The 18,773-nt window shown below is 67.7% G+C and carries 13 protein-coding genes; 6 read left to right on the top strand and 7 right to left on the bottom strand.

Features of this window, described 5'->3' with window-relative positions:
- Window positions 1-71: 71 nt before the first annotated feature.
- From Poly30_RS09225 to Poly30_RS09200, 6 genes are all read right to left on the bottom strand, one after another.
- The gene (locus Poly30_RS09225; RefSeq protein ID WP_145196509.1) at window positions 72-1,013 is read right to left on the bottom strand and encodes a serine hydrolase; all 942 of its coding nucleotides are present in this window, start codon (window positions 1,011-1,013) and stop codon (window positions 72-74) included.
- 292 nt (window positions 1,014-1,305) lie between these two features.
- On the bottom strand, window positions 1,306-4,059 hold the full coding sequence (locus tag Poly30_RS09220) for a carboxypeptidase-like regulatory domain-containing protein (RefSeq protein WP_145196507.1): 2,754 nt from the start codon (window positions 4,057-4,059) through the stop codon (window positions 1,306-1,308).
- A gap of 5 nt (window positions 4,060-4,064) precedes the next feature.
- Window positions 4,065-4,427: a DMT family protein gene (locus Poly30_RS09215; protein ID WP_145196505.1), complete on the bottom strand. Its 363-nt coding sequence runs from the start codon at window positions 4,425-4,427 to the stop codon at window positions 4,065-4,067.
- Between the two features lie 300 nt (window positions 4,428-4,727).
- Window positions 4,728-7,418, bottom strand: a complete 2,691-nt coding sequence (locus Poly30_RS09210) for an FG-GAP repeat domain-containing protein (RefSeq protein ID WP_145196503.1) — start codon at window positions 7,416-7,418, stop codon at window positions 4,728-4,730.
- A gap of 345 nt (window positions 7,419-7,763) precedes the next feature.
- Complete coding sequence (fusA, locus tag Poly30_RS09205) at window positions 7,764-9,878, bottom strand: elongation factor G (protein ID WP_145196501.1); 2,115 nt, start codon at window positions 9,876-9,878, stop codon at window positions 7,764-7,766.
- Between the two features lie 282 nt (window positions 9,879-10,160).
- A complete protein-coding gene (locus Poly30_RS09200; RefSeq protein ID WP_145196499.1) occupies window positions 10,161-11,390 on the bottom strand; it encodes a 3-hydroxy-3-methylglutaryl-CoA reductase in 1,230 nt (409 codons plus the stop codon).
- A 106-nt stretch (window positions 11,391-11,496) separates the two neighbouring features.
- Between Poly30_RS09200 and Poly30_RS09195 the strand changes: the two genes are divergently transcribed.
- The 3 genes from Poly30_RS09195 to Poly30_RS09185 are packed head-to-tail and all read left to right on the top strand — an operon-like array spanning window position 11,497 to window position 13,920.
- Window positions 11,497-12,324, top strand: a complete 828-nt coding sequence (locus Poly30_RS09195) for an SPFH domain-containing protein (protein WP_145196497.1) — start codon at window positions 11,497-11,499, stop codon at window positions 12,322-12,324.
- Window positions 12,325-12,348: 24 nt separating this feature from the next.
- Entirely contained in the window at window positions 12,349-13,209 is an 861-nt protein-coding gene (locus Poly30_RS09190) for an SPFH domain-containing protein (RefSeq protein ID WP_145196495.1), read from the top strand.
- Between the two features lie 12 nt (window positions 13,210-13,221).
- The gene (locus tag Poly30_RS09185) at window positions 13,222-13,920 is read left to right on the top strand and encodes a DUF3465 domain-containing protein (RefSeq protein WP_145196493.1); all 699 of its coding nucleotides are present in this window, start codon (window positions 13,222-13,224) and stop codon (window positions 13,918-13,920) included.
- Between the two features lie 35 nt (window positions 13,921-13,955).
- On the opposite strand, the gene Poly30_RS09180 is transcribed toward Poly30_RS09185, so the two are convergent.
- Window positions 13,956-14,567 (bottom strand): toxin-antitoxin system YwqK family antitoxin, encoded by a 612-nt coding sequence (locus Poly30_RS09180; protein ID WP_145196491.1) that lies wholly within the window; start codon window positions 14,565-14,567, stop codon window positions 13,956-13,958.
- A gap of 64 nt (window positions 14,568-14,631) precedes the next feature.
- Here Poly30_RS09180 and Poly30_RS09175 point away from each other — a divergent pair, with 64 nt between their 5' ends.
- The 3 genes from Poly30_RS09175 to Poly30_RS09165 are packed head-to-tail and all read left to right on the top strand — an operon-like array spanning window position 14,632 to window position 18,769.
- Complete coding sequence (locus Poly30_RS09175; RefSeq protein WP_145196488.1) at window positions 14,632-16,146, top strand: nitroreductase family protein; 1,515 nt, start codon at window positions 14,632-14,634, stop codon at window positions 16,144-16,146.
- A gap of 17 nt (window positions 16,147-16,163) precedes the next feature.
- Entirely contained in the window at window positions 16,164-17,516 is a 1,353-nt protein-coding gene (locus Poly30_RS09170) for an amidohydrolase family protein (RefSeq protein WP_145196486.1), read from the top strand.
- Window positions 17,516-18,769 carry an amidohydrolase family protein gene (locus Poly30_RS09165; protein WP_145196484.1) on the top strand — a complete coding sequence of 418 codons (1,254 nt, stop codon included), beginning with the start codon at window positions 17,516-17,518 and terminating at the stop codon, window positions 18,767-18,769. The genes Poly30_RS09170 and Poly30_RS09165 overlap by 1 nt, the downstream gene beginning before the upstream one ends.
- The last annotated feature ends 4 nt before the right edge of the window (window positions 18,770-18,773 follow it).

Here is an 18,773-nt window from a genome sequence, read left to right as displayed (position 1 = left end):
CAGGGTTCACCCCGGCAGTCGCAGGCCGCCGCTCATTCACTTCACGAAACTCCTCCAATCCGTGGTGAACCCTACTGCGTGGAGCGCGGCGCCCCGGCGGCGGCCTCTTGTTCGCGGCTCGCGTGGACACGGCGAGTCACTTCGCGGATGGCGTCCGCTGCGTCTTTGGAGTCCGCGAAATCGCGCGTCAGGATCACCAGCACGTACGGAGGCACGCCCTCGGGCATCACGATGGCCGCGTCGTGGAGAATCCCGGTGATGGACCCCGTCTTGTGGGCGACCCGGATCCCCTCGGGCAGGCCCGCCGGGATCAGCTCGGAGAACTCCTGGGCGGCGAGCGTTTCCAGCATCGCGTCCGAGTGTTCGGGGCTCACCGCGACGCCCTCGGCGATCGCCGTGAGCAGCTCGCGGAGATCGCTCGCCGTGGCCGTGTTGGAGAGGCCGGCGCGATACGCCTTGCCGTCCTCGACGCCCCGCAGCACGCGCATGTGACGGACGCCCAGCCCCTCGATCGTTCGCTGGATCTGGTCCGCTCCGAGTTCGTCCACGAGGAGGTTCGTCGCGAGGTTGCTCGACCTCACGATCATCCGGCGGCAGAGTTCCGACGCGGGGAGGCTCTCGCCCACGCGGTCGTAGAGCCCGGCGTCCGAATCGTCGGCGGGATCGAGCGTGTAGGGGGAACCGTCGACGATGCTCGAGAACCCGTTGTGCACGTTCATCGGCGCTTCGAGATCGAATCGGCCCTCGAAGGCGCGACGGTGCAGGGCGACCATCACCGGCACCTTCATGGTGCTGGCGGCGTGGACCACGGTGTCGCCTCGGACGTCCCAGGAAGCGCCGTCACCGAGGTCCCGATAGGCGACGAAGACCTCGCCATCGGACCTCGTCGTCGCGGCCGCGATGGCCTCCACGACGCCAGCGGGTACATCTACCGAAGCTCTCGGGGCATGTGTCATGACGCTTCGACAGGCCGGGGCTGCGGCGAGTAGTGCCGCAAGAAGTAGAGCTCGCATCCTGCCATGGTATCGACAAGCTGTGGTCGTGCGCCGCGACGTCGCCGCTGGACAGAAAGAAGCCGCCGCCAGCCACCGGACGAATTCGAAGCCAGCTGGCATCTGCTGAAGCGAGTAGAGCTCGGATGGGAAACGACTTCGCGACACGTTGGTAGCGAAACGTTTGTACCTGGTCCGTTTGTGTCGGCTAAAGCACGGTGCGATTGGTGGGGTCCAGACGCCTGTCGGACACCCGCTCGTCAACCAGTCGATCTGGAAGGTGCATCGTGAGAACGAAGGGGCGGCGGTTGACCTATCGACCCGTTTCCACCTGCGCCCATTCGCGGGCTCGCACGCGGATGCGCCGGGGCAGCCCCTCCGCTTCCAGCGTGTAGTCGCCGGGCGGCAAAGGCGGGGACGTCCAGCGGCCCACCACCGCTGGCTCGGCCATCCACGGCCATGGCTGGGTGATGCCCGACGGGGTGTGGGCCCAGTTCCGTCCGCTCGAATCCAGCAAGCTCGAGATCGACCCGGGATCGGTCAAGCCGGCCCTGGGGAGCTGGATCTCTATACGGCCTCCTTCCGTGGCGACCAGCTCGACCCGCTCCGGCCAGGGGTGTGGTCCGAGCTCGCACGTCGCCAATCGTTCGCCAGCCGCCACGGCGAGGTACGACGCCCCGAGGGGAAGCTGGATGCGCGCGGACCCGCTTTGTGGACGCAGCGGAATCTCCGAGAGGAGCTCCGGCCCTTCGCCCCACACGGCGAGAGAGAGCCGGTTGGGAACGTCGCTCTCCGCCGACAGAAGAGCGCCGAGATCGAGTTCGATCGCGGTGAGCTCCATCGGTTCGAGCGCGACTCGCGTGACGACGCTCTCTTCGATCTCGATCTCCTGGGACGCCACGATGACCTTGTCCGGAGCCTGGATGGCGCGGATTCGATAGGGACCGGGGCGAAGGCGGTCCAGGCTCCATCCCGCCGCCGATGCGCGCGCCAGAAGGAACTGATCGCCAGCCAGAGCGCCGCACCGCGGCGTGACCATCACCGTCCAATCCGTCGCGCCGGGACTAGGACTCGGGCTCGGGCTGGCGCTGGAGATCTCGAGCGAGCCGGTCCGAACCTCCAGATCCACCCCTTCGCGGGTCTCCCCTGTGATCTCCACCAGCCCGGTTCCGACAGCCGGCTCGCGCGGCGTCTCGCCGGCCACGGTCCAGCGGTAGAGCCCCGGCATTGGAACCGAGGCCGAGTACGCCCCGCCCGAGTCCGTGCGATGCCCCGAGCCGCTTTCGATCCTCATCGCGCCGTCGCGGAGGAACGAGACCCCGCGACCAGGGGCCAGCTCTCCGTCGACCCGCACCGTTCCCCGAAACCGGATCTCCGCCAGCGTCACCGCGTGCAGCTCGACCTCCTCGGTTCGGCCGGCGACAACGTCCAGCTCCGCACGCATCAGCTCCGCGTCCTCCGGGCTCCCGGTGACGGCCACCCTGTTCTTTCCCGATGCCAGCACGAGCACGCGGCCAGGCGGCACCTGCGACAGGAGCAGTTCCCCCTCGTCGTCCGTGTGCTGCTCCGGAGTGGGGCGTGAGGAACCTCCGCTCCGGCGGATAATGAGCACCGGGCGCTTCGCCCACCGCTCGCCCGCTGCATCGAAGACCGTGACGCGAAGATCGCCGCCGCCTTCCAAGGTGAGAGGCGCCAGCTCGTTCCGCTCACCTGGCCGTAGCGCCACGTCGCTCCTCGCTCGCGCCGTCGCCTCATTCAGCTGGATCGAGTAGATCGACCCCGGATCGAGTCCTTCGAACGAGAATCGTCCCTCGCGGTCCGTGGTGGTCTTGGCTCGCGGTCGGTCGGACCTCTGCCCGGCCTGCCAAAGGCTGACCGGAACTCCTGCCGAGGCGGATCCATCCGCCGCCCGCACGGACCCCGCGAGAGACGCAAGCCGCGCGAGGCGAAGGAACAGAGGATCCGCCGAGGGCACGTGGACCACGGGCCACTCCGCGCCGGACACCCTGCAGTGCCCCTCCGCGTGGACGCGAAGTCGCCATCTTCCGGCGAACAGCTCTTCCATGGTGGCGGCGCCACCGCTCGAGGTGAAAGGCTGCAGTTTCTCCTCGGGGTCCCACTGGCTCGGACCGGATTCGAAGAGAGGTGTGGCCTGAACGCGAAAGTCCTCCACCGGCAAGCCGCGGTCATCCGTGACGACCAGCGCCACGGAACCTGCGGGCCGAAGCCGGATCAGAACGTCCTCGGATGCGACGACGACGTGTTCGGCGAAGCCGATCCAGGTCGTCCCCTCGTGATCCTTCCCGGTGGCCCGGAGGCGTAGGCTCTTCCCGACCACGCCCTCGAAGGAGAAGCGCCCGTCGGCGTCCACTCGCGTCCCTCCGAGTCGAGCGAAGCCCTCGGCGCGGTCGCGGACCTCCGAGTCTGGCTCCACGAATTGCTCTCCAAGGAGCGTTCCGTAAAGATCGATGGCCACGTCCCCGGCCACACGTCCCCCCGGAGGCGCGCCGTCCAAGATCACCCGCCCGCCGACGCGAGGCTCGGAGCGAAAGCGCAGCACCACGTCGAGCCCCTCGCGCTCCAGCAAGGTGAAGGTCCCGCCGACGGCCCCACCGCGATGCTCGGCAACGGCGAGGAGACCGAACACGCGAAATCGAGGCGCGACGAGGCTGAACCGCCCTTCGGAATCCGAGCGTGCCGCGGTTTCCTTGAAGCCCAGACGCGAGCTGTTCCCCTGGGTCACCCAGATCGTGGCGTCCGGCACCGGGCCACCCCCTTCGTCCAGCACCCTTCCCTGCACGGGATGGCTCGGGTCAGGAGCCTGCGCCACGAACTCGGACTCGACGGTCGTGCGCTGCGCTTCGGAACCTTCCGCCGTTGCCGCCGTTCGAATGGCAGTCGAAGCCGGAGAAATCTCCGCCTCGACCGGGACAGCTGCATTCATCGGCGTACCGGCGGACGGCGTGACTTCCTGTGCGTGATCCCGGCCATGCATCTCCAGCGGTGTGGCACGGAGAAGCCAGACGCCACCAGCCCCCGCAAGAAGGACGAAAACGACCAAGAGCAACACCTTCATCGGATCGGACCGACGATCACGAAGAAGGCTCCCGCTGCGATCAACGCGAAGCCGACGAGGTGATTCCAGGTCAGTGCCTCGTCCAGGTAGAGCACCGAGAAGCCTGCGAATACGGTCAGGGTGATCACCTCCTGGATCGTCTTCAGTTCGGCCGTCGACCAGACCGCTCGACCGATCCGGTTCGCCGGAACCGCCAAGCAGTACTCGAAGAACGCAATGCCCCAGCTGGCCAGCACGACCGTCCAGAGCGTCCGCCCCGGATGCTTCAGATGACCGTACCAGGCGAAGGTCATGAAAACGTTCGATGCGAACAGCAAGGCGATGGGGGCGATCCCTGCCAGGGAGACTGTTTGTGGCATGGACAGGATGATGCCTCCGCGAGACCCATTCGGCCACGGTCCAGAACGACCCGCTCCTGACCCGACACGTCCGCACCTGGTCCGTTTGTTCCGACACGTTCGTACCTGGTCCGTTTGTTCCGGTACGTTCGTACCTGGTCCGTTTGTTCCGGCTGGAGGTGCCGCCTCGGAGGCTTCGTGGTTCTCACTCTCCCGACAGGGGCCGACGCGGATGCGTCTTTTTTTGGCGTTCGGGCGGGATAGCGGAGCCGCGCCTACCTGGCGCGGCTCTGCGTGCACGTCCGAACTCACCGGGGCGCTCTACTGGAACATGATCTCCAGCCCGTCGGTGAAGTTCGACAGCGGGCCGACGATCGAGCTATCACGGTGCCATGCCTGGAAGCTCCAGCTCGATCCAGGCATCGCCGACACGAATCCGAGCGGCGTCGGGATCGCCGTCAAGTCGATGGCGAGCTGGAAGGAACCATTCGTGCCGCTCTGCTGCACCTGCCCTGGGCCAACGTAGCGCCCGACCGAGCCGCCGAGGCAGATGCGGCCAGCGGAGCCGATGACCGGCGTTGCGGGGCTTTGGGTCTGGCTCGTGATGAAGAACCCGAAGGCGAGGGGTGGAAGGTTCGTGGCGCTCAACGTGATGTCGTTCGCGGCGACCCAGTCCGTGCCCATCGCCATGATCTGCCCGGCCACGCCGGTACTGTTCGCGATGCCTGGACCACAGAAAGTCGTGCCGACCGAATCGAGGTTCCCGCCCTCGTACCAGAAGATCCCTGCCTCGGAGGAACTGACGACCAGGTCGAGATCGCCATCACCCCGGAGATCGGTGAGCAGGACGCTCGCACCGGAGACGGGCGAACCCGACGCGTTGGTCAGTGCAGGCGCCAGCTGGATCCCGGTCATGCCGAAAGCAAGCCCGCTGCCAGCGAGTCGCGGATACCCGAAGACCTGCCCGTTGCTGCGGTAGGTGAGAAGGTCCCCGAGCCCGTCGCCGTTGAAGTCCATGGAACCGAGCGGAAACTGGCCTCCTTGCGTGGCCACGAGCAGATCACCGTCCGTGGGAAGCGTCCCGATCGGGCCGCCGGTCGCGAGATAGATCCCGGGCGGCTGGTCGGACCCCGCCCAGACCACGTCGTCGAAACCGTCTCCGTCGAGGTCGAGGATGACCCGATTCGTGCTCGAGATCCCCACGAACTGCTGGGGACCGAACTGACCGCCGCCGAGCCCCTCGTACCACCCCTGGCTGAAGGACGTGAAGAACGGAACTCCGAAGATCAGCGTATGCAGGTCCACCACGCCATCGCCATTGAAGTCTCCGACCTGGAAGAAGCTACCCCCCTGACCTCCTGCAAGAGGAACAGGAACTTGAGCACCGAACTGAAGTCCGCCCAGGTTGGTGATCGAAGCGAGTCCGGTCCCACCTGCCGGGACGACCAGGAGGTCGAGGTCTCCGTCTCCGTCGATATCGGAAGGAAGAATCCCTCTAGCCGGGGTTGTCGACCCGAGATCGAGCGGAAGCACCGATGAGAACAGGCCAACGCCGAGGCTGTCGATCAGCCCGAACCCCGTCGCCGTCCGAACCAGAATCTCGTCCGCCGCATCACCATCGAAGTTCGCCACGAGCACGACCTCCTCCGCCAGACCGACCGAAGCGGGAGCCTCGAGTTCGCCGGGCGCGCCGCGGAACCAGAAGACCTCCCCTCGCGCCTGGTTCAACAGGTCCTGAATGCCGTCGCCGTCGATGTCTCCGGCCAAGACGTCCGTGCCAACTTCGAAACGGCCGACCTCGATCGCGCCTCCGAGAGCAGGCCCTGCTTCACCGAGGCGGATCACGCCGAAGCTGTCTGCAACCAGGGCCTCGATCTCGACACGACCCAGGAGGTCGCCGCGGCCGTCGCCGTCGAAGTCGCCGACGCGACTGCGCCCGCTCAACGAGCCATCGACCAGGCCGAACTCACCGCTCATCGAGAAACCGCCCAGGCCGTTGCCTGCCAGCACTCTCACGCCAGCGGTGGCGTCCGGTGTCGCTCCCACGCTGGCCACGGCCAGGTCCAGATCACCGTCACCATCGATGTCCAGCAGCGACACGTCCGGCGCGAGCCCGATGGCGCCCGCGAGCACTGTTACCCGGGGATCGAAGCCGCCCCCCGCGTTGCCGCGGTAGAAGTCGAGATCTGCTGGCGCTCCCGGCGCCGCCTGGCGGAAGGCCACGACGTCCGAGAACCCGTTGCCGTCCACATCGCCAACGGCGAGGTCCTGGTAGCTCATGGGCGAAGTTCCGACGGCTTGGATCTGCAGCACGCCGCCCTGGCGCCGGGCCACCACCAGGGTGCCGGAGCCGTTCCGAAGCGCCACGAAGTCGAGGTCGCCGTTCTGCCCGAGATCGACGGGCGCAGCCGAGCGAAGGGGCTCGGCGAACGACTGTACATCGACGGGGTGATCGAACGCGCCGCCCCCCCGATTCAGCGCCACCACGATCGTGCCGCCGCCGAAGGAGGAAGCGGCCAGATCGACCGACGCAGGATAGAGGACGATGTCCATGTCGCCGTCCTGATCGAAATCAGTCGTCGTGAGCCCGTCCAGGTCGCGGACAGCCTGGACCACACTCTGGGCGTTCTCGAACCGGGTGCCCCCTCGATCGTAGGCGACCACGAGGCTGACCACGCCGTTCGGAGACTCTCTCACGCCCACCAGGTCGGCGAGACCGTCACCATCCATATCGGCGAGGGCAAGTTCCCGCACGTCATCGGCCACGTCGATCAGACGCTTCTCGAAGACAAGCGATCCATCGGGCGCGACGGTGTAGGCATTCACGCCCGACCCACCACCCGGGATGGCCAGCAACTCATCGACGCCGTCTCCGTCGTGGTCAAGAACGGTGAAAGGCGCCACTTCGACGTAGACGGCCTGGGATTGTGTGCTGATCTGCGGGAAGGCCGCCACAGGCAGTGCGCCTGCGACGGAGCCCATCAGTAGCTGGAAAGGAGTGCGATTCTTCATGACGGATCAGGGTTGGGAAAGTTGCGAGTGCATGGGGTCGCGTCCGAAACGGAGTGCTCCACACGGCGACCCGGTAGGTACCTCTCCTTGCGTGGCCTGTTTCCACGCCGCCTCGCCTTTCGGTCCATCTGGAGTCAGTGGCCGTATCCGTGGAGGGAGCGGCCTCCTCTTGGCGATTTCAGGCCGCCATCGATGGCGGCCGTGGCATTTAGCCGCCCCGCGAACAAAAAGCCCTGCGAACAAAGGGCCCTGCGAACAAAAGGTCCTGCGAACAAAAAAGGGGGCGCCGCGACTCTCGTCGCGGCGCCCCTTGCGCTCAGCAGCAGCCGGATCGGCTTTCGCCGATCAGTTCGCCATCAGCTTGGCAGCGATGCCCGCCGGAACGTCGCGGTACATGGCGAGTTCCATCGAGAACTGGCCACGGCCCTGGGTCGAGCCCCGGAGCGCCGAGCTGTACGCGAACATCTCCGCGATCGGCACGATGGCCTTCACGAGGCGCATGTCGCCCTGGTTCTCGATCTCCGCGATCTCACCGCGGCGCGAGTTGAGGTCGCCGACGACCGAGCCGACGAACTCCTCGGGCACCGAGACCTCGACCTTCATGATCGGCTCGAGAAGAACGGTGTTGTCCTCGATCGACTGACGGAAGGCCAGGTTGGCCGCCGCGCGGAACGCCATCTCGCTGGAGTCGACGTCGTGGCTCTTGCCGTCGTACAGGCGAGCCTTCGTCGACACGAACGGGATGCCGGTGTTGCCGCCGGTGAGGAACGACTCGCGGAGACCCGCCTCGACGCTCGGGATGTACTCGCGCGGAACGGAGCCACCCTTGACGCCGTCGACGAACTCGAAGCCGTTGACGCTCTCGTCGTACTCGATGACGACGTTGATGACGGCGTACTGACCCGAACCACCCGACTGACGCACGTGACGTGCCTCGAGGTCGACCTGCTTCTTGATCCGCTGCTTGAACGCCACCTTCGGACGACCGGTGCGCACGTTGCACTTGTGGTCCTTGATGATGCGGCCCACCATGATCTCCAGGTGAAGCTCGCCCATCCCTGAGATGATCAGGTCGCCCGTCGCCTCGTTGGTGAACGCCTTGAAGGTCGGGTCCTCGCGCATCATCCGGCCGATGATCTCCGAGAGCTTGTCACGGTCGCCAGCACTTTCCGGCTCCAGCGACATCGAGATGACCGACTCCGGGAAGGTCATCTTCATCAGCACGATCGGGTTGTCCTCGTCGCAGAGCGTATCTCCGGTCACCGTGTTCTTGAGACCGATGACGGCGGCGATGTCGCCGGCGGGCACGGACTCGACGGCCTCACGCTTGTTGGCATGTACCCGCACGAGGCGGCCGATCCGCTCGGTCTTGCCGGTGCGCGGGTTCAGGAGCTTGGCGCCCTTCTCCAGCACGCCGGAGTAGACGCGGATGAACGTCATGTCGCCCGTGGGCTCGGCGATCGTCTTGAACGCCATCAGCGAGACGTGCTCGTCCGTGACCGGCTTGCGGGTGATCTGCTCCTCCTTGTAGGGGAGCGTTCCCTTGATGTCGCCGGCCTCGATCGGGGCAGGAAGGAAGTCGATCGCGGCGTCGAGGACGAAGCGCACGCCCTTGTCCTTGAGCGCGGAGCCCGCAAGGACCGGAACGCACTTCATGGCGATGCACGAAAGGCGCAGGCCCTTGATGATCTCCTCTTCGGTGAGCTCTTCACCCTCGAAGAACTTGTTCATGAGCTCGTCGCTGCCTTCCGCGGCGGCTTCGATCATCTTGCCGCGCGCTTCGAGAGCCGCGTCCATGTGCTCTTCCGGCACCGGGCCTTCGAGGTAGGTCTTACCCGCGTCGTTCGAAGGATCGATGAACTCGATGTACTTCATGCGGATCAGGTCGACGAAACCGACGAAATCCTTCTCTGCGCCGATCGGGAGCTGGATCGGAATCGGGTTGGCGCCGAGGCGGTCGCGGATGGTGCCGACGGAGAACTCGAAGTTCGCGCCGATCTTGTCCATCTTGTTGATGAAGCAAATACGCGGCACGCCGTAGCGGTCGGCCTGGCGCCAGACCGTCTCCGACTGCGCCTCGACACCCTGCTTGCCGTCGAACACGGCGACGGCGCCGTCGAGAACGCGGAGCGAGCGCTCCACCTCGACGGTGAAGTCCACGTGGCCCGGCGTATCGATGATGTTGATGACGTGGTTGTTCCACGAGCAAGTCGTCGCGGCCGACTGGATCGTGATGCCGCGCTTCTGCTCCTCCTCGAGGTAGTCCATCGTGGCGCCGCCGTCGTGAACCTCGCCCATCTTGTGGACGAGACCCGTCAGGAACAGGATCCGCTCGGTGACGGTGGTCTTTCCGGCATCGATGTGTGCCATGATCCCGATGTTGCGCTTCAGCAGGGGATCGTTTTTCTTGGCCGCGAAGACTCGCGGGGAGACGTCTTTTTTCTCCACTGTGGTGCTCATCGGAACTCGTGAGAGCGCGCTCGGGCGCTCGGCGGTCAGCGCCGCGTCACTCGAACCATCGAGCTGCGGCGAAAATCATGGATCAGGCGCTGAGGAATCCGAGGCAATAGCCCGGACCCGGGAGACTGGGCTGCCAGTCCTCCCGCGCGAGATTGGAGCCGACAAGCGTAGACTCAGCCCTGGCCGCGTCAAGAATCGCTCCCTTAAGAATGGGAAAGGATGTGAGGTTTCGCCTTCGCGGGACCCTGCCGCCCCTTCTCGGGGGCTCTTCCTCGTGAGGCGCTACGTGCCGGGCCGGTTGCGCCCCAGGGCCTCGTGGGCTTCGACGAACTCATGGCTGGCGAAGGCCGCCACGAGCGAGAGATCGCCCGCCAGGACCGTGGCAGCCACGATCTCCGCGAAGGTGTTGGCCTGGCCTGCCCCCTCGCACCCAAGGATCTGCAGGCACTCCCGGGCCGTCCCCTGACCGCTCCCGCCGCCCACGGTCCCCACGAGCAGGCTCGGAAGCGTGACGGAGGCGTGAAGGTCGCCCGAGTCGGTCACATCGAAGTCCAGGAGGCCCGTCGCGCACTCGGTGACGTACGCGACGTCCTGCCCGCAGGCCAGGAAGACGGCCGACAGGGTGTTCGCCGCCTGGATCGTCCAGTTCTGGGTCCCGAGGTGGGCGAAGCCGACCGCGTAGGTCCGCATCACCCGGACCATGGCCTCGGGCGTCGTCCGCGCCTTCTCGATCAAGAACGGCCTCGGGACCACGACGTCCGCCACCGCGCTGCGGCCCCGTCCCTCCACCAGAGCGCGGGCATTGGCGCGCTTCTCGACGTCCTGACCATGTACGAACCGCTCCACCGCGCCGGTCCGCTCGGCCAGGTCGCGAGAGCAAAGCTCCGCCCCGTGGGCTGCCATATTGATGCCGATGGCGTCCCCGGTCGTGAAGAGCAGGCGCAGGAGCAGCCGCCGCCCGAGCACCTGGGTCTCGACCCTCGCCAGCGCTCCGTGGGCCGTGATCCCCGCGACGATCCCGCGAAAGCGCTCCTCGCTCGCCTTGGCTTCCCGCGCGGCCGCCAGCGCCGCCTCGACGCTCCCGTAGACGAGCATCGGATGCTGCGACAGCTCGGACCTCGTCACCCGTGCGTAGGCCCCTCCGCCAGCCGCCAGCATGGCCATGCCCCGCGACGTCGAGGCCACGAGCGCGCCCTCGGTCGTCGCCATCGGTACGTAGACGGACCTCCGCCCGGCCGAACCGTCGAGTTCCAGCGGTCCCGCGAGCCCCAGAGGCACCTGCGCCCAGCCCGTCAGCCCCTCGATGTTGCCCCGCGCCGCCGCGTGCGGCACTCGCTCGCCGCCGAGGTGCGGTAGATCCATGCCCGCGGCCCCGCGGGCCGCCGCCATCCGCGCCTCGACCCAGCGGGCGTCGTGGTCCTCGTCGCGCGGCCCGCGGGGGAGCTTGCCGAGGCCTCCCGTGGCCGCTCGCGACCCGTCCTCTGAGCCTCTTCCGTTTGATTTCTTTTCCATGTCTGGCTGGCGGCAGCGTAACGGGCGGCCTACCTCATCGGTTAGCGTCAGCGCTGCTCACGATTTCTCCGCCCCCGACTCCGACACCGCACCCAGCCCCCCCGCCATGTCCCTCGACATCCTCGGCGCCATCACCGGCCTCTTCGTCGTCGTCTACGACGGCCAGCACGCCCTGCGCTTCACCCTCGGGCGCGCCAGAGCGGTCGTCGGCCCCGGCATCCACTTCAAGTGGCCGCTCCTGCAGACGTTCAAGGTCGAGGAAACGAAGCACACGACCCTGGACCTCGAGCCCCAGGTCATCCAGCTCGACGACGACCTCGTCTACGAGGTCGACGCCAAGGTCGTCTACAAGATCGTGAACCTCCGCAAGGCGATCATCGAGATCGACGACCTCGTCACGGGCCTCCAGAACCGCGTGGTGATCGCGGTCCAGTCCGTCGTCGCCCGCCGCACCCGCGCGACCGTGACCGACGTGGACGGCATGTGCGACGAGATCAGGAAGGAGCTGGAGCCGGTCGAGGACACCTGGGGCGTCAGGATCCTGAAGTTCGGGTTCTCGAACATCTCGCCGTCCCCCACGACGCTGGAGATCACGCAGCTGGAGCTTCTGACCCAGGAGAAGCGCAGGCTCTACGCCGAACTCCGCGAGCGCGGGCTGAGCGAGGAGGCCTCGGTGGCTCTCGTGTCCGGCGCGGTCGTCTCCGTCCACCCGGACGAGCCGCTGCCGATGCGCAAGGAGCAGCGCCGCCCCGAGAAAGCCCTCGTCGCCGAGGCCGAAGAGAAGCTGGAGGAGAACGAGAAGGAGGCGCTCAAGCGCAAGGCCAAGCGCAACGAGCTGGAGGGCCTCGCCGACCCGAAGGAGTCCGATCCGTTCGCCGAGGAAGAACAGGGCAAGAAGCCGGGCGCGCCGGAGAGCGACGACCCGCTCGCGTAGATCGCCCCAACCCGGACCCCAGGCATGGACATCTTCTCGATCGGCTACGACGCGCTCTACATCATCCTGGGCGTGATCAGCGCGATCGTGCGCGCCAGCGGCGTCACGATCGAGTCGGGGTACACGGGCCTCTGCTATACCCTGGGCGAGGTCGACCGGCCGCTGCCGATCGTCTTCCGACCCTTCGCCGCGCTCCTGCGCCAGCTCGGCGTCCTCAAGGGCGAGCGCAGCGCTGTCCTGGAGCCCGGATTCCACCCCCTGATCCCGTTTCTCCAGCGCGTCCGCCGCGTGCCGACGCGTCAGCGAACCATGGACCTGCCGGCCCAGCGGGTCGCGACCTTCGAGGGCTACGTGTTCCATGCCGACGCCAATATCGTGTTCCGCATCGTGGACGTGCGGAAGGCGCTCATCGTCGTGGACAACCTCCTTCGCGGCATGAATCAGATGCTGACCCTGGGCGTCCAGGAGGTTCTGCGCGAGGCGACCCTGCGCGACCTCCAGTCCGGCGTGGGCCTCGACGAGAAGCTCGCCAGAAACCTCGCCGAGAAGGTCGAGGTCTGGGGCGTCGTCATCGAAGGAGCCGGTTTCCCGACGATCACGCCGTCGCCGCGGACGCTGCGGATCACCCAGGCCCGGCAGAACGCCATGGAGCGGGCCCGGCGCGTGGACCAGCTGATGGGCGCGGCCGAATCCCCGCGCCTCTCGATGGCCAGCGCGCTCGGAGCGGTGGGCACGCGCCGCGTCTTCCGCACGAAGATCCGCGCGCGCCGCCACGGGGTCGCCCGGCACCGCCAGGACCTCCGCGTGCGAGCCAGCCTGGAGCGAAAAGGCTGGACGGGCGCCGCGATCGACCGGGTTCTGAAAGCGATGAGATCGGGCGCTTAGTACCCTTCCCCCATGTCCGAAACGAAGAAGAAGCCCACGACGCTCAAGGGGATCCTCGCTGTCATCGGCGCGGGTCTGGTGTACCTCGTCTCCCAGGTTCTCGGGATCGACCTGTCGGCGCTGACCGGCGGCAGCTCCGGCAAGGACGGCAACCCGCCGGTGACCGCGCCCGCGGAGCCTGGCCAGAAGTCAGGCCAGAAGCCAGGCCAGAAAGAGGTCGCCCGGAACGACCCGGCGCCCCCGAAGGCCCAGGACGGCGCAGGTCTGAAGACCGAGAAGCCCAAGCCCGGCACCCCGACGGCGGAGAAGCCCGCGCCGAAGAAGCCGGTCGTCGAAGAGCCCAAGGCCGAAACGCCGGCCCCGAAGCAGCGCGACGACACCGCGCTGATTCGCCAGCTGTTCAACGGCATGGTCTCCGATCGGCAGGTCGAAGCCGAGGGCGAGATCGTTCACATCCTTCCCGATGACACGGATGAAACGCCGCACCAGCTATTCCTGGTCGAGCTCTCGAACGGCATCACGCTGAAGATCAGCCACAACACGAAGGTGGCTCCGTACGTGCCGATCAAGAAGGGCGACACGATCCGCTTCTACGGCGAGTACGAGTACAACAGCAAGGGCGGCGTGGTGCACTGGACGCACCGCACCCAGGGAACCACCAACAAGCACCCGCACGGCTGGCTGCTCCACAAGGGCAAGAAGTACGAGTAGGACGCCGGGAGTTCCCCGGTAGGGTCCCCGTGACCCTACCGGGAGAGCGCTCCGCGGAACTCCCAGCCCGCCGCGCGCCTTCCACCGATGTACTCCCCTCGCTCCGCCCACTCCCCGTTCTCGTCGTAGAACGTCCAGGGCCCCACGCGATTTCCGCCGCCCATCTCGCCGCGGCTCTCCAGCGCGCCGTTCTCGTGGTAGTAGCTCCACTCGCCGACGCGCCGTCCCTCGATCGCCATGCCCTCGGCCGCGACGAAACCGTTGGCGTGCCACCACGTCATCCGCGTCGCCTCGCCCGGCACGTGCACGTAGGCCGAACGCAGCGCGCCGGTCCTCCACCAGGACCACCAGAGCCCCGACGGCTCACCGTTCACGTAGCCGCGCACGGATTTGATCGTGCCCTCGGGCCAGTAGAGCCGCTCCCTGCCGGAGGGCACCTCGGACCCGTCCTCCAGCTGCCCGAGCTCGTGGACCTCCACGACCTTCTTCGTCCGAGGATCCCTCACCTCCACCACCCGTCGCGCCTCCGCGGCTTCGGCTCGCTCCCGTTCCCTCTGGACGAACAGCTCCGCCCGATAGAGGTCGTCGGAAGCGGACGAACAGGCGGCGACCAGCAGAAGGCACGGCAGCCAGGGGACCAGACCCATCCTGGGGCTCGTCACCGGGCCCTTCACTCGCATAGACTTCGGCGCGGGGTGCATACCCCAGATCATGGCGGCTGAACCCACGAGTGACCCCCACGGGGACCCAGAAAAAGACGCGTCCGGGATCCCCGACGCGCCGGCAGGCAACCGGACGTTCGATGCGTCCGCGGCCGACGACGGTTCGTCGCGTCCTCTCCACGACCTCCCGGACGTCAACTTCTGGGACGTGCTCTACGGCCGCCGCTCGATCCGCAAGTTCGAGGATCGCCCCGTCGACCGCGCCCTGATCGAACAGGTCATGCACGCGGGGATCTGGGCCCCGAGCTCCTGCAACTATCAGATGTGGGACCTCGTGGCCGTCACCGACCCCGGGATCAACGGCCAGCTCGCAGCGCTCTCGACCCAGATGGCCAACGCCCCGGTGAACGTCATCATCAGCTACGGGCGCGACTTCTCCGAGGAGGCGTGGGCCAACATCCAGTCCGCGTCCGCGCTCATCCAGAACATGAGCCTCGCCGCCCACGCGCTGGGCCTCGGCACTTTCTGGATCACGCAGACCGGCGGCGCGGAGAAGGTGCGGGAAGCCGTCGGCCTTCCCTACGATCGCATCGTGATCGCCGTGCTCGCGCTCGGCTGGCCCAAGGTCATCCCGAAACGCGGCCCCAAGCGCCGCCCCCTCGACCAGGTCACCCACTTCGAGCACTACGCCGGGCGCCCCATCCCGTCGTCCACGAATCCCTCCGACTGGGACGCCGACCTGCTCGCGATCTACCAGCGCGCGCGCGTGCTCAACGGCCTGCGCCACAACAAGCCGCGCGCGTGGGAACAGCGCGCGCTCGTGGACGCCCTCGACGCGCTGCTTCCGGACGGCAAGGAGAAGCCGGCGGAGGGCGAGGCGCGCCAGCGCTGGCTCGACGTTCTCCCTTGCACCGGCATCCTCACCGCCAAGCTCGGAACGATCCGCAAGGGCTTCGCGTTCGACGTGGTCGAGCGCTCGCTCGAGGTCGCCGAATTCTGCGCGAACCGCGTCAGCCCGCGGGGCCAGGCGCTCGCGTGGCCCACTTCGACGGACACCGACGCCGCGGAGACCTTTCCGGCCCCGACGCCCGACACCTACGACGTCGTCTCGTGCTTCTTCCGGCTGGAGGGCCTGCGCCCCGAGCACCGGGCCGACCTCGTGCGCGCGATGGCGAGCTGGCTGAAGCCCGGCGGCCGGCTGCTCCTCGGCTACGTCAACGCGCGCTCCTTCCACGGGCTGACGGAAGCCCTGCGCGCACGTGGCAGCGGCCCCAAGGGCGTGGAGTACGTGCTGTCGCCCGACCCGAACATCGGCCCTTTCGAAGCCCTTACGCCGAAGAGCGTCGATTCGCTGCTCCAGGAGGCCGGCGGCACCGTCGAAGCGCGCTTTCGAGCGCAGGCCGCCCCTGCCCCTGAAGAAGTCGACTTCCGAACGCGTAACATGCAGGGGCTCTCCGGCAAGGCGATCCGCACGGCGGCCAGCGTCGCCCGAATGGCCGACAAGATCCCTGCACTCTCCCAGGGTCGCAGCAGGTTCCAGTTCCTCTGCATCCGATTCCCCTGACCCCCCCATCGGTCCCCATGATCCTCCCGCTCTTGCTCAGTCTCGCGGCCACCGCCGCTCCTCCACTCGCGCAGGGCCCCGGAGCACCAGGGGGACCAGCAGGACCAGCAGAACCCGGGGCCACCGCCACCACGCGCGCGTTCGTCGGTGCGCGCATCCTTCCGATCTCGGGTCCAGAGATCGAGACCGGTGTTCTCGTGGTCTCGGACGGCAAGATCGTCAGCGTGACCGCGGGTGGTGCCGTCCCTGAAGGAGCGGAGGTCATCGACGCCGCCGGCAAGACCATCATGCCCGGCCTCGTCTGCACCCACAGCCACCTCGGAGGCATCGGCGGCGCGGACGGCAGCGGCCCGATCCAGCCCGACGTGCGCGTCTCCGACTCGATCAACGTGCGCGACGCGGGCTACATGCGCGCGCTCGCCGGCGGCCTCACGGCGCTGAACGTGATGCCCGGCTCGGGGCACCTCCTGAGCGGCCAGACGTGCTACCTCAAGCTCCGCGCGGACGCATCGACCATCGAGGACATGTTCATCCGCGACGCCGACGGCGCGCCCACGGGCGGCATCAAGATGGCCAACGGCACCAACCCGATGAGGGGCGGCGCCTTCCCTGGCACCCGCGGCCGCTCGGCCGCGCTCGTGCGCCAGCAGTTCATCGCAGCCCAGGAATACATGGCCAAGATCGAAGCCGCGGGCGACGACGAGACCAAGCTTCCGAACCGCCACATCGGCATGGAAGCCCTCGCCGAGGTGCTCTCGGGCAAGCGCGTCGTCCATCACCACACCCACCGTCACGACGATATCTTGACCGTCCTGCGACTCGCCGAGGAGTTCCACTTCCGGGTCGTGCTCCACCACGTCAGCGAGGCATGGAAGGTCGCCGACGAGATCGCCGCGAGCGGCGCGGCCTGCTCGATCATCCTCGTCGACAGCCCGGGCGGCAAGCCCGAGGCCATCGACGTCGCGTTCAAGACCGGCGGCGTGCTGGAGCGCGCGGGCGTCAAGGTCGCGTTCCACACGGACGACTGGATCACGGACTCGCGGCTCTTCCTGCGCATGGGCGCGCTCGCCGTGCGCGCGGGCATGTCGCGCGAGGGAGCGCTCCGCGCGCTGACGCTTTCGGGCGCCGAGATCCTGGAGCTGGAGGACCGCATCGGCAGCCTCGAGCCCGGCAAGGACGCCGACTTCACGATCCTCGACGGTGACCCGTTCAGCGTCTACACGAAGGTCCTGGAGACGTGGGTCGAGGGCGAGAAGCGCTTCGACCGCGGCCTTCCCGAGCACGCCCTGTACGCCGAAGGCGGCTACGGCGCCGCCCACGATCAAGAACCCTACTTCTGCTGCTTCGGGCTCCAGGCAGGTGGCCAGTGATGACTCTTCCACGACTCTTCGGAAGCGCCGCGCTCACGCTGGCGAGTCTTCTCTCCGGGGGCCTCGTCTCGAACGCGTCGGCCCAGGTCGCCATCCGAGGCGACGTCATCCACACCGGTGACGGTGGACGCCTCCAGAACGGCGTCCTCGTCATCGAGGACGGCAAGATCAGCGCCATGGGCCCCGCGGCCGACATCGTCATTCCCGGAGGCTTCGAAGTCCTCTCCGCCGCCGTCGTGACGCCCGGGCTCGTCGACGTCCGCTCGGTCGTCGGCCTCGCGGGCGCCTACGCCATCGAGGGCAAGGACCAGGACCAGGTCGAAGAGGGCTCCGCGATCCAGCCGGAGCTCCGCGCGCTCGATGCCTACAATCCGCGCGACGAACTCGTGGCCTGGGTACGCGGCTTCGGCGTCACGACGGTCCAGACCGGGCACGCCCCGGAGGAGCTCGTCCCAGGCCAGCTGTTCATCGTGAAGACGCGCGGCGTCAGCGCCGATGCGGACGCCGTGAAAACGGTTTCCGGCGTCGCCGCGACGATCGGCGAGGCGGCCGTTCGCAGCGGCAAGGACTCACCGGGAACCCGGGGCAAGATGATGGCGCTCCTGCGCGCGAAGCTCATCGAGGGCCAGGCCTACGTGGAATCCCAGAACCGCGCCTCGGCCGATGAAGACAAGGACGCTCCCAAGCGAGACCTCGCCCTCGACGCGATCGCCGCCGTGCTGCGCGGCGAGCTTCCGCTCGTCGTCACGGCGCACCGGGCCCAGGACATCGCGTCGGCGCTGCGCCTCGCGGACGAGTTCAAGGTCCAGCTCGTGCTCGACGGTGCCTCCGAGTCGTACCTGATGCTCGACGAGATCAAGGCGTCGGGCTTCCCCGTCAGTCTGCACGCGACCATGAAGCGCTCGGTCGGTGAAGCCGAGAACCTGTCGTTTCAGACGGCCGCGAAGCTGCACGAAGCCAGCATCCCGTTCGCGATCCAGTCGGGGTACGAGGCCTACGTACCGAAGACGCGCGTCGTGCTGTTCGAGGCGGCCGTGGCGGCCAGCCATGGCCTCGGGTTCGACGCGGCGCTCGCGTCGATCACGAGCGGCGCCGCGCGGATCCTCGGACTCCAGGACCGCGTCGGTACCCTGGCCGTCGGCATGGACGGCGACGTCGCGCTGTTCGACGGCGACCCCTTCGAGTACACGACGCACTGCGTCGGCACCGTGATCGAAGGGGTCGTCGTCGCGCGCGGCGAGCGCCAGCGCTGACCGG

It is taken from the genome of Saltatorellus ferox, from assembly GCA_007751475.1.
In the GTDB taxonomy this organism is placed as follows: domain Bacteria; phylum Planctomycetota; class UBA1135; order UBA1135.
This window is presented reverse-complemented; position numbering and strand designations above follow the sequence as displayed.

Excerpts from the sequence above, each read along its gene's own strand:
- Poly30_RS09225 (WP_145196509.1), bottom strand. The coding sequence starts at position 1,013 with ATGCGAGCTCTACTTCTTGCGGCACTACTCGCCGCAGCCCCGGCCTGT.
- Poly30_RS09215 (WP_145196505.1), bottom strand. The coding sequence starts at position 4,427 with ATGCCACAAACAGTCTCCCTGGCAGGGATCGCCCCCATCGCCTTGCTG.
- Poly30_RS09210 (WP_145196503.1), bottom strand. The coding sequence starts at position 7,418 with ATGAAGAATCGCACTCCTTTCCAGCTACTGATGGGCTCCGTCGCAGGC.
- fusA (WP_145196501.1), bottom strand. The coding sequence starts at position 9,878 with ATGAGCACCACAGTGGAGAAAAAAGACGTCTCCCCGCGAGTCTTCGCG.
- Poly30_RS09200 (WP_145196499.1), bottom strand. The coding sequence starts at position 11,390 with ATGGAAAAGAAATCAAACGGAAGAGGCTCAGAGGACGGGTCGCGAGCG.
- Poly30_RS09195 (WP_145196497.1), top strand. The coding sequence starts at position 11,497 with ATGTCCCTCGACATCCTCGGCGCCATCACCGGCCTCTTCGTCGTCGTC.
- Poly30_RS09190 (WP_145196495.1), top strand. The coding sequence starts at position 12,349 with ATGGACATCTTCTCGATCGGCTACGACGCGCTCTACATCATCCTGGGC.
- Poly30_RS09185 (WP_145196493.1), top strand. The coding sequence starts at position 13,222 with ATGTCCGAAACGAAGAAGAAGCCCACGACGCTCAAGGGGATCCTCGCT.
- Poly30_RS09180 (WP_145196491.1), bottom strand. The coding sequence starts at position 14,567 with ATGGGTCTGGTCCCCTGGCTGCCGTGCCTTCTGCTGGTCGCCGCCTGT.
- Poly30_RS09175 (WP_145196488.1), top strand. The coding sequence starts at position 14,632 with ATGGCGGCTGAACCCACGAGTGACCCCCACGGGGACCCAGAAAAAGAC.
- Poly30_RS09170 (WP_145196486.1), top strand. The coding sequence starts at position 16,164 with ATGATCCTCCCGCTCTTGCTCAGTCTCGCGGCCACCGCCGCTCCTCCA.
- Poly30_RS09165 (WP_145196484.1), top strand. The coding sequence starts at position 17,516 with ATGACTCTTCCACGACTCTTCGGAAGCGCCGCGCTCACGCTGGCGAGT.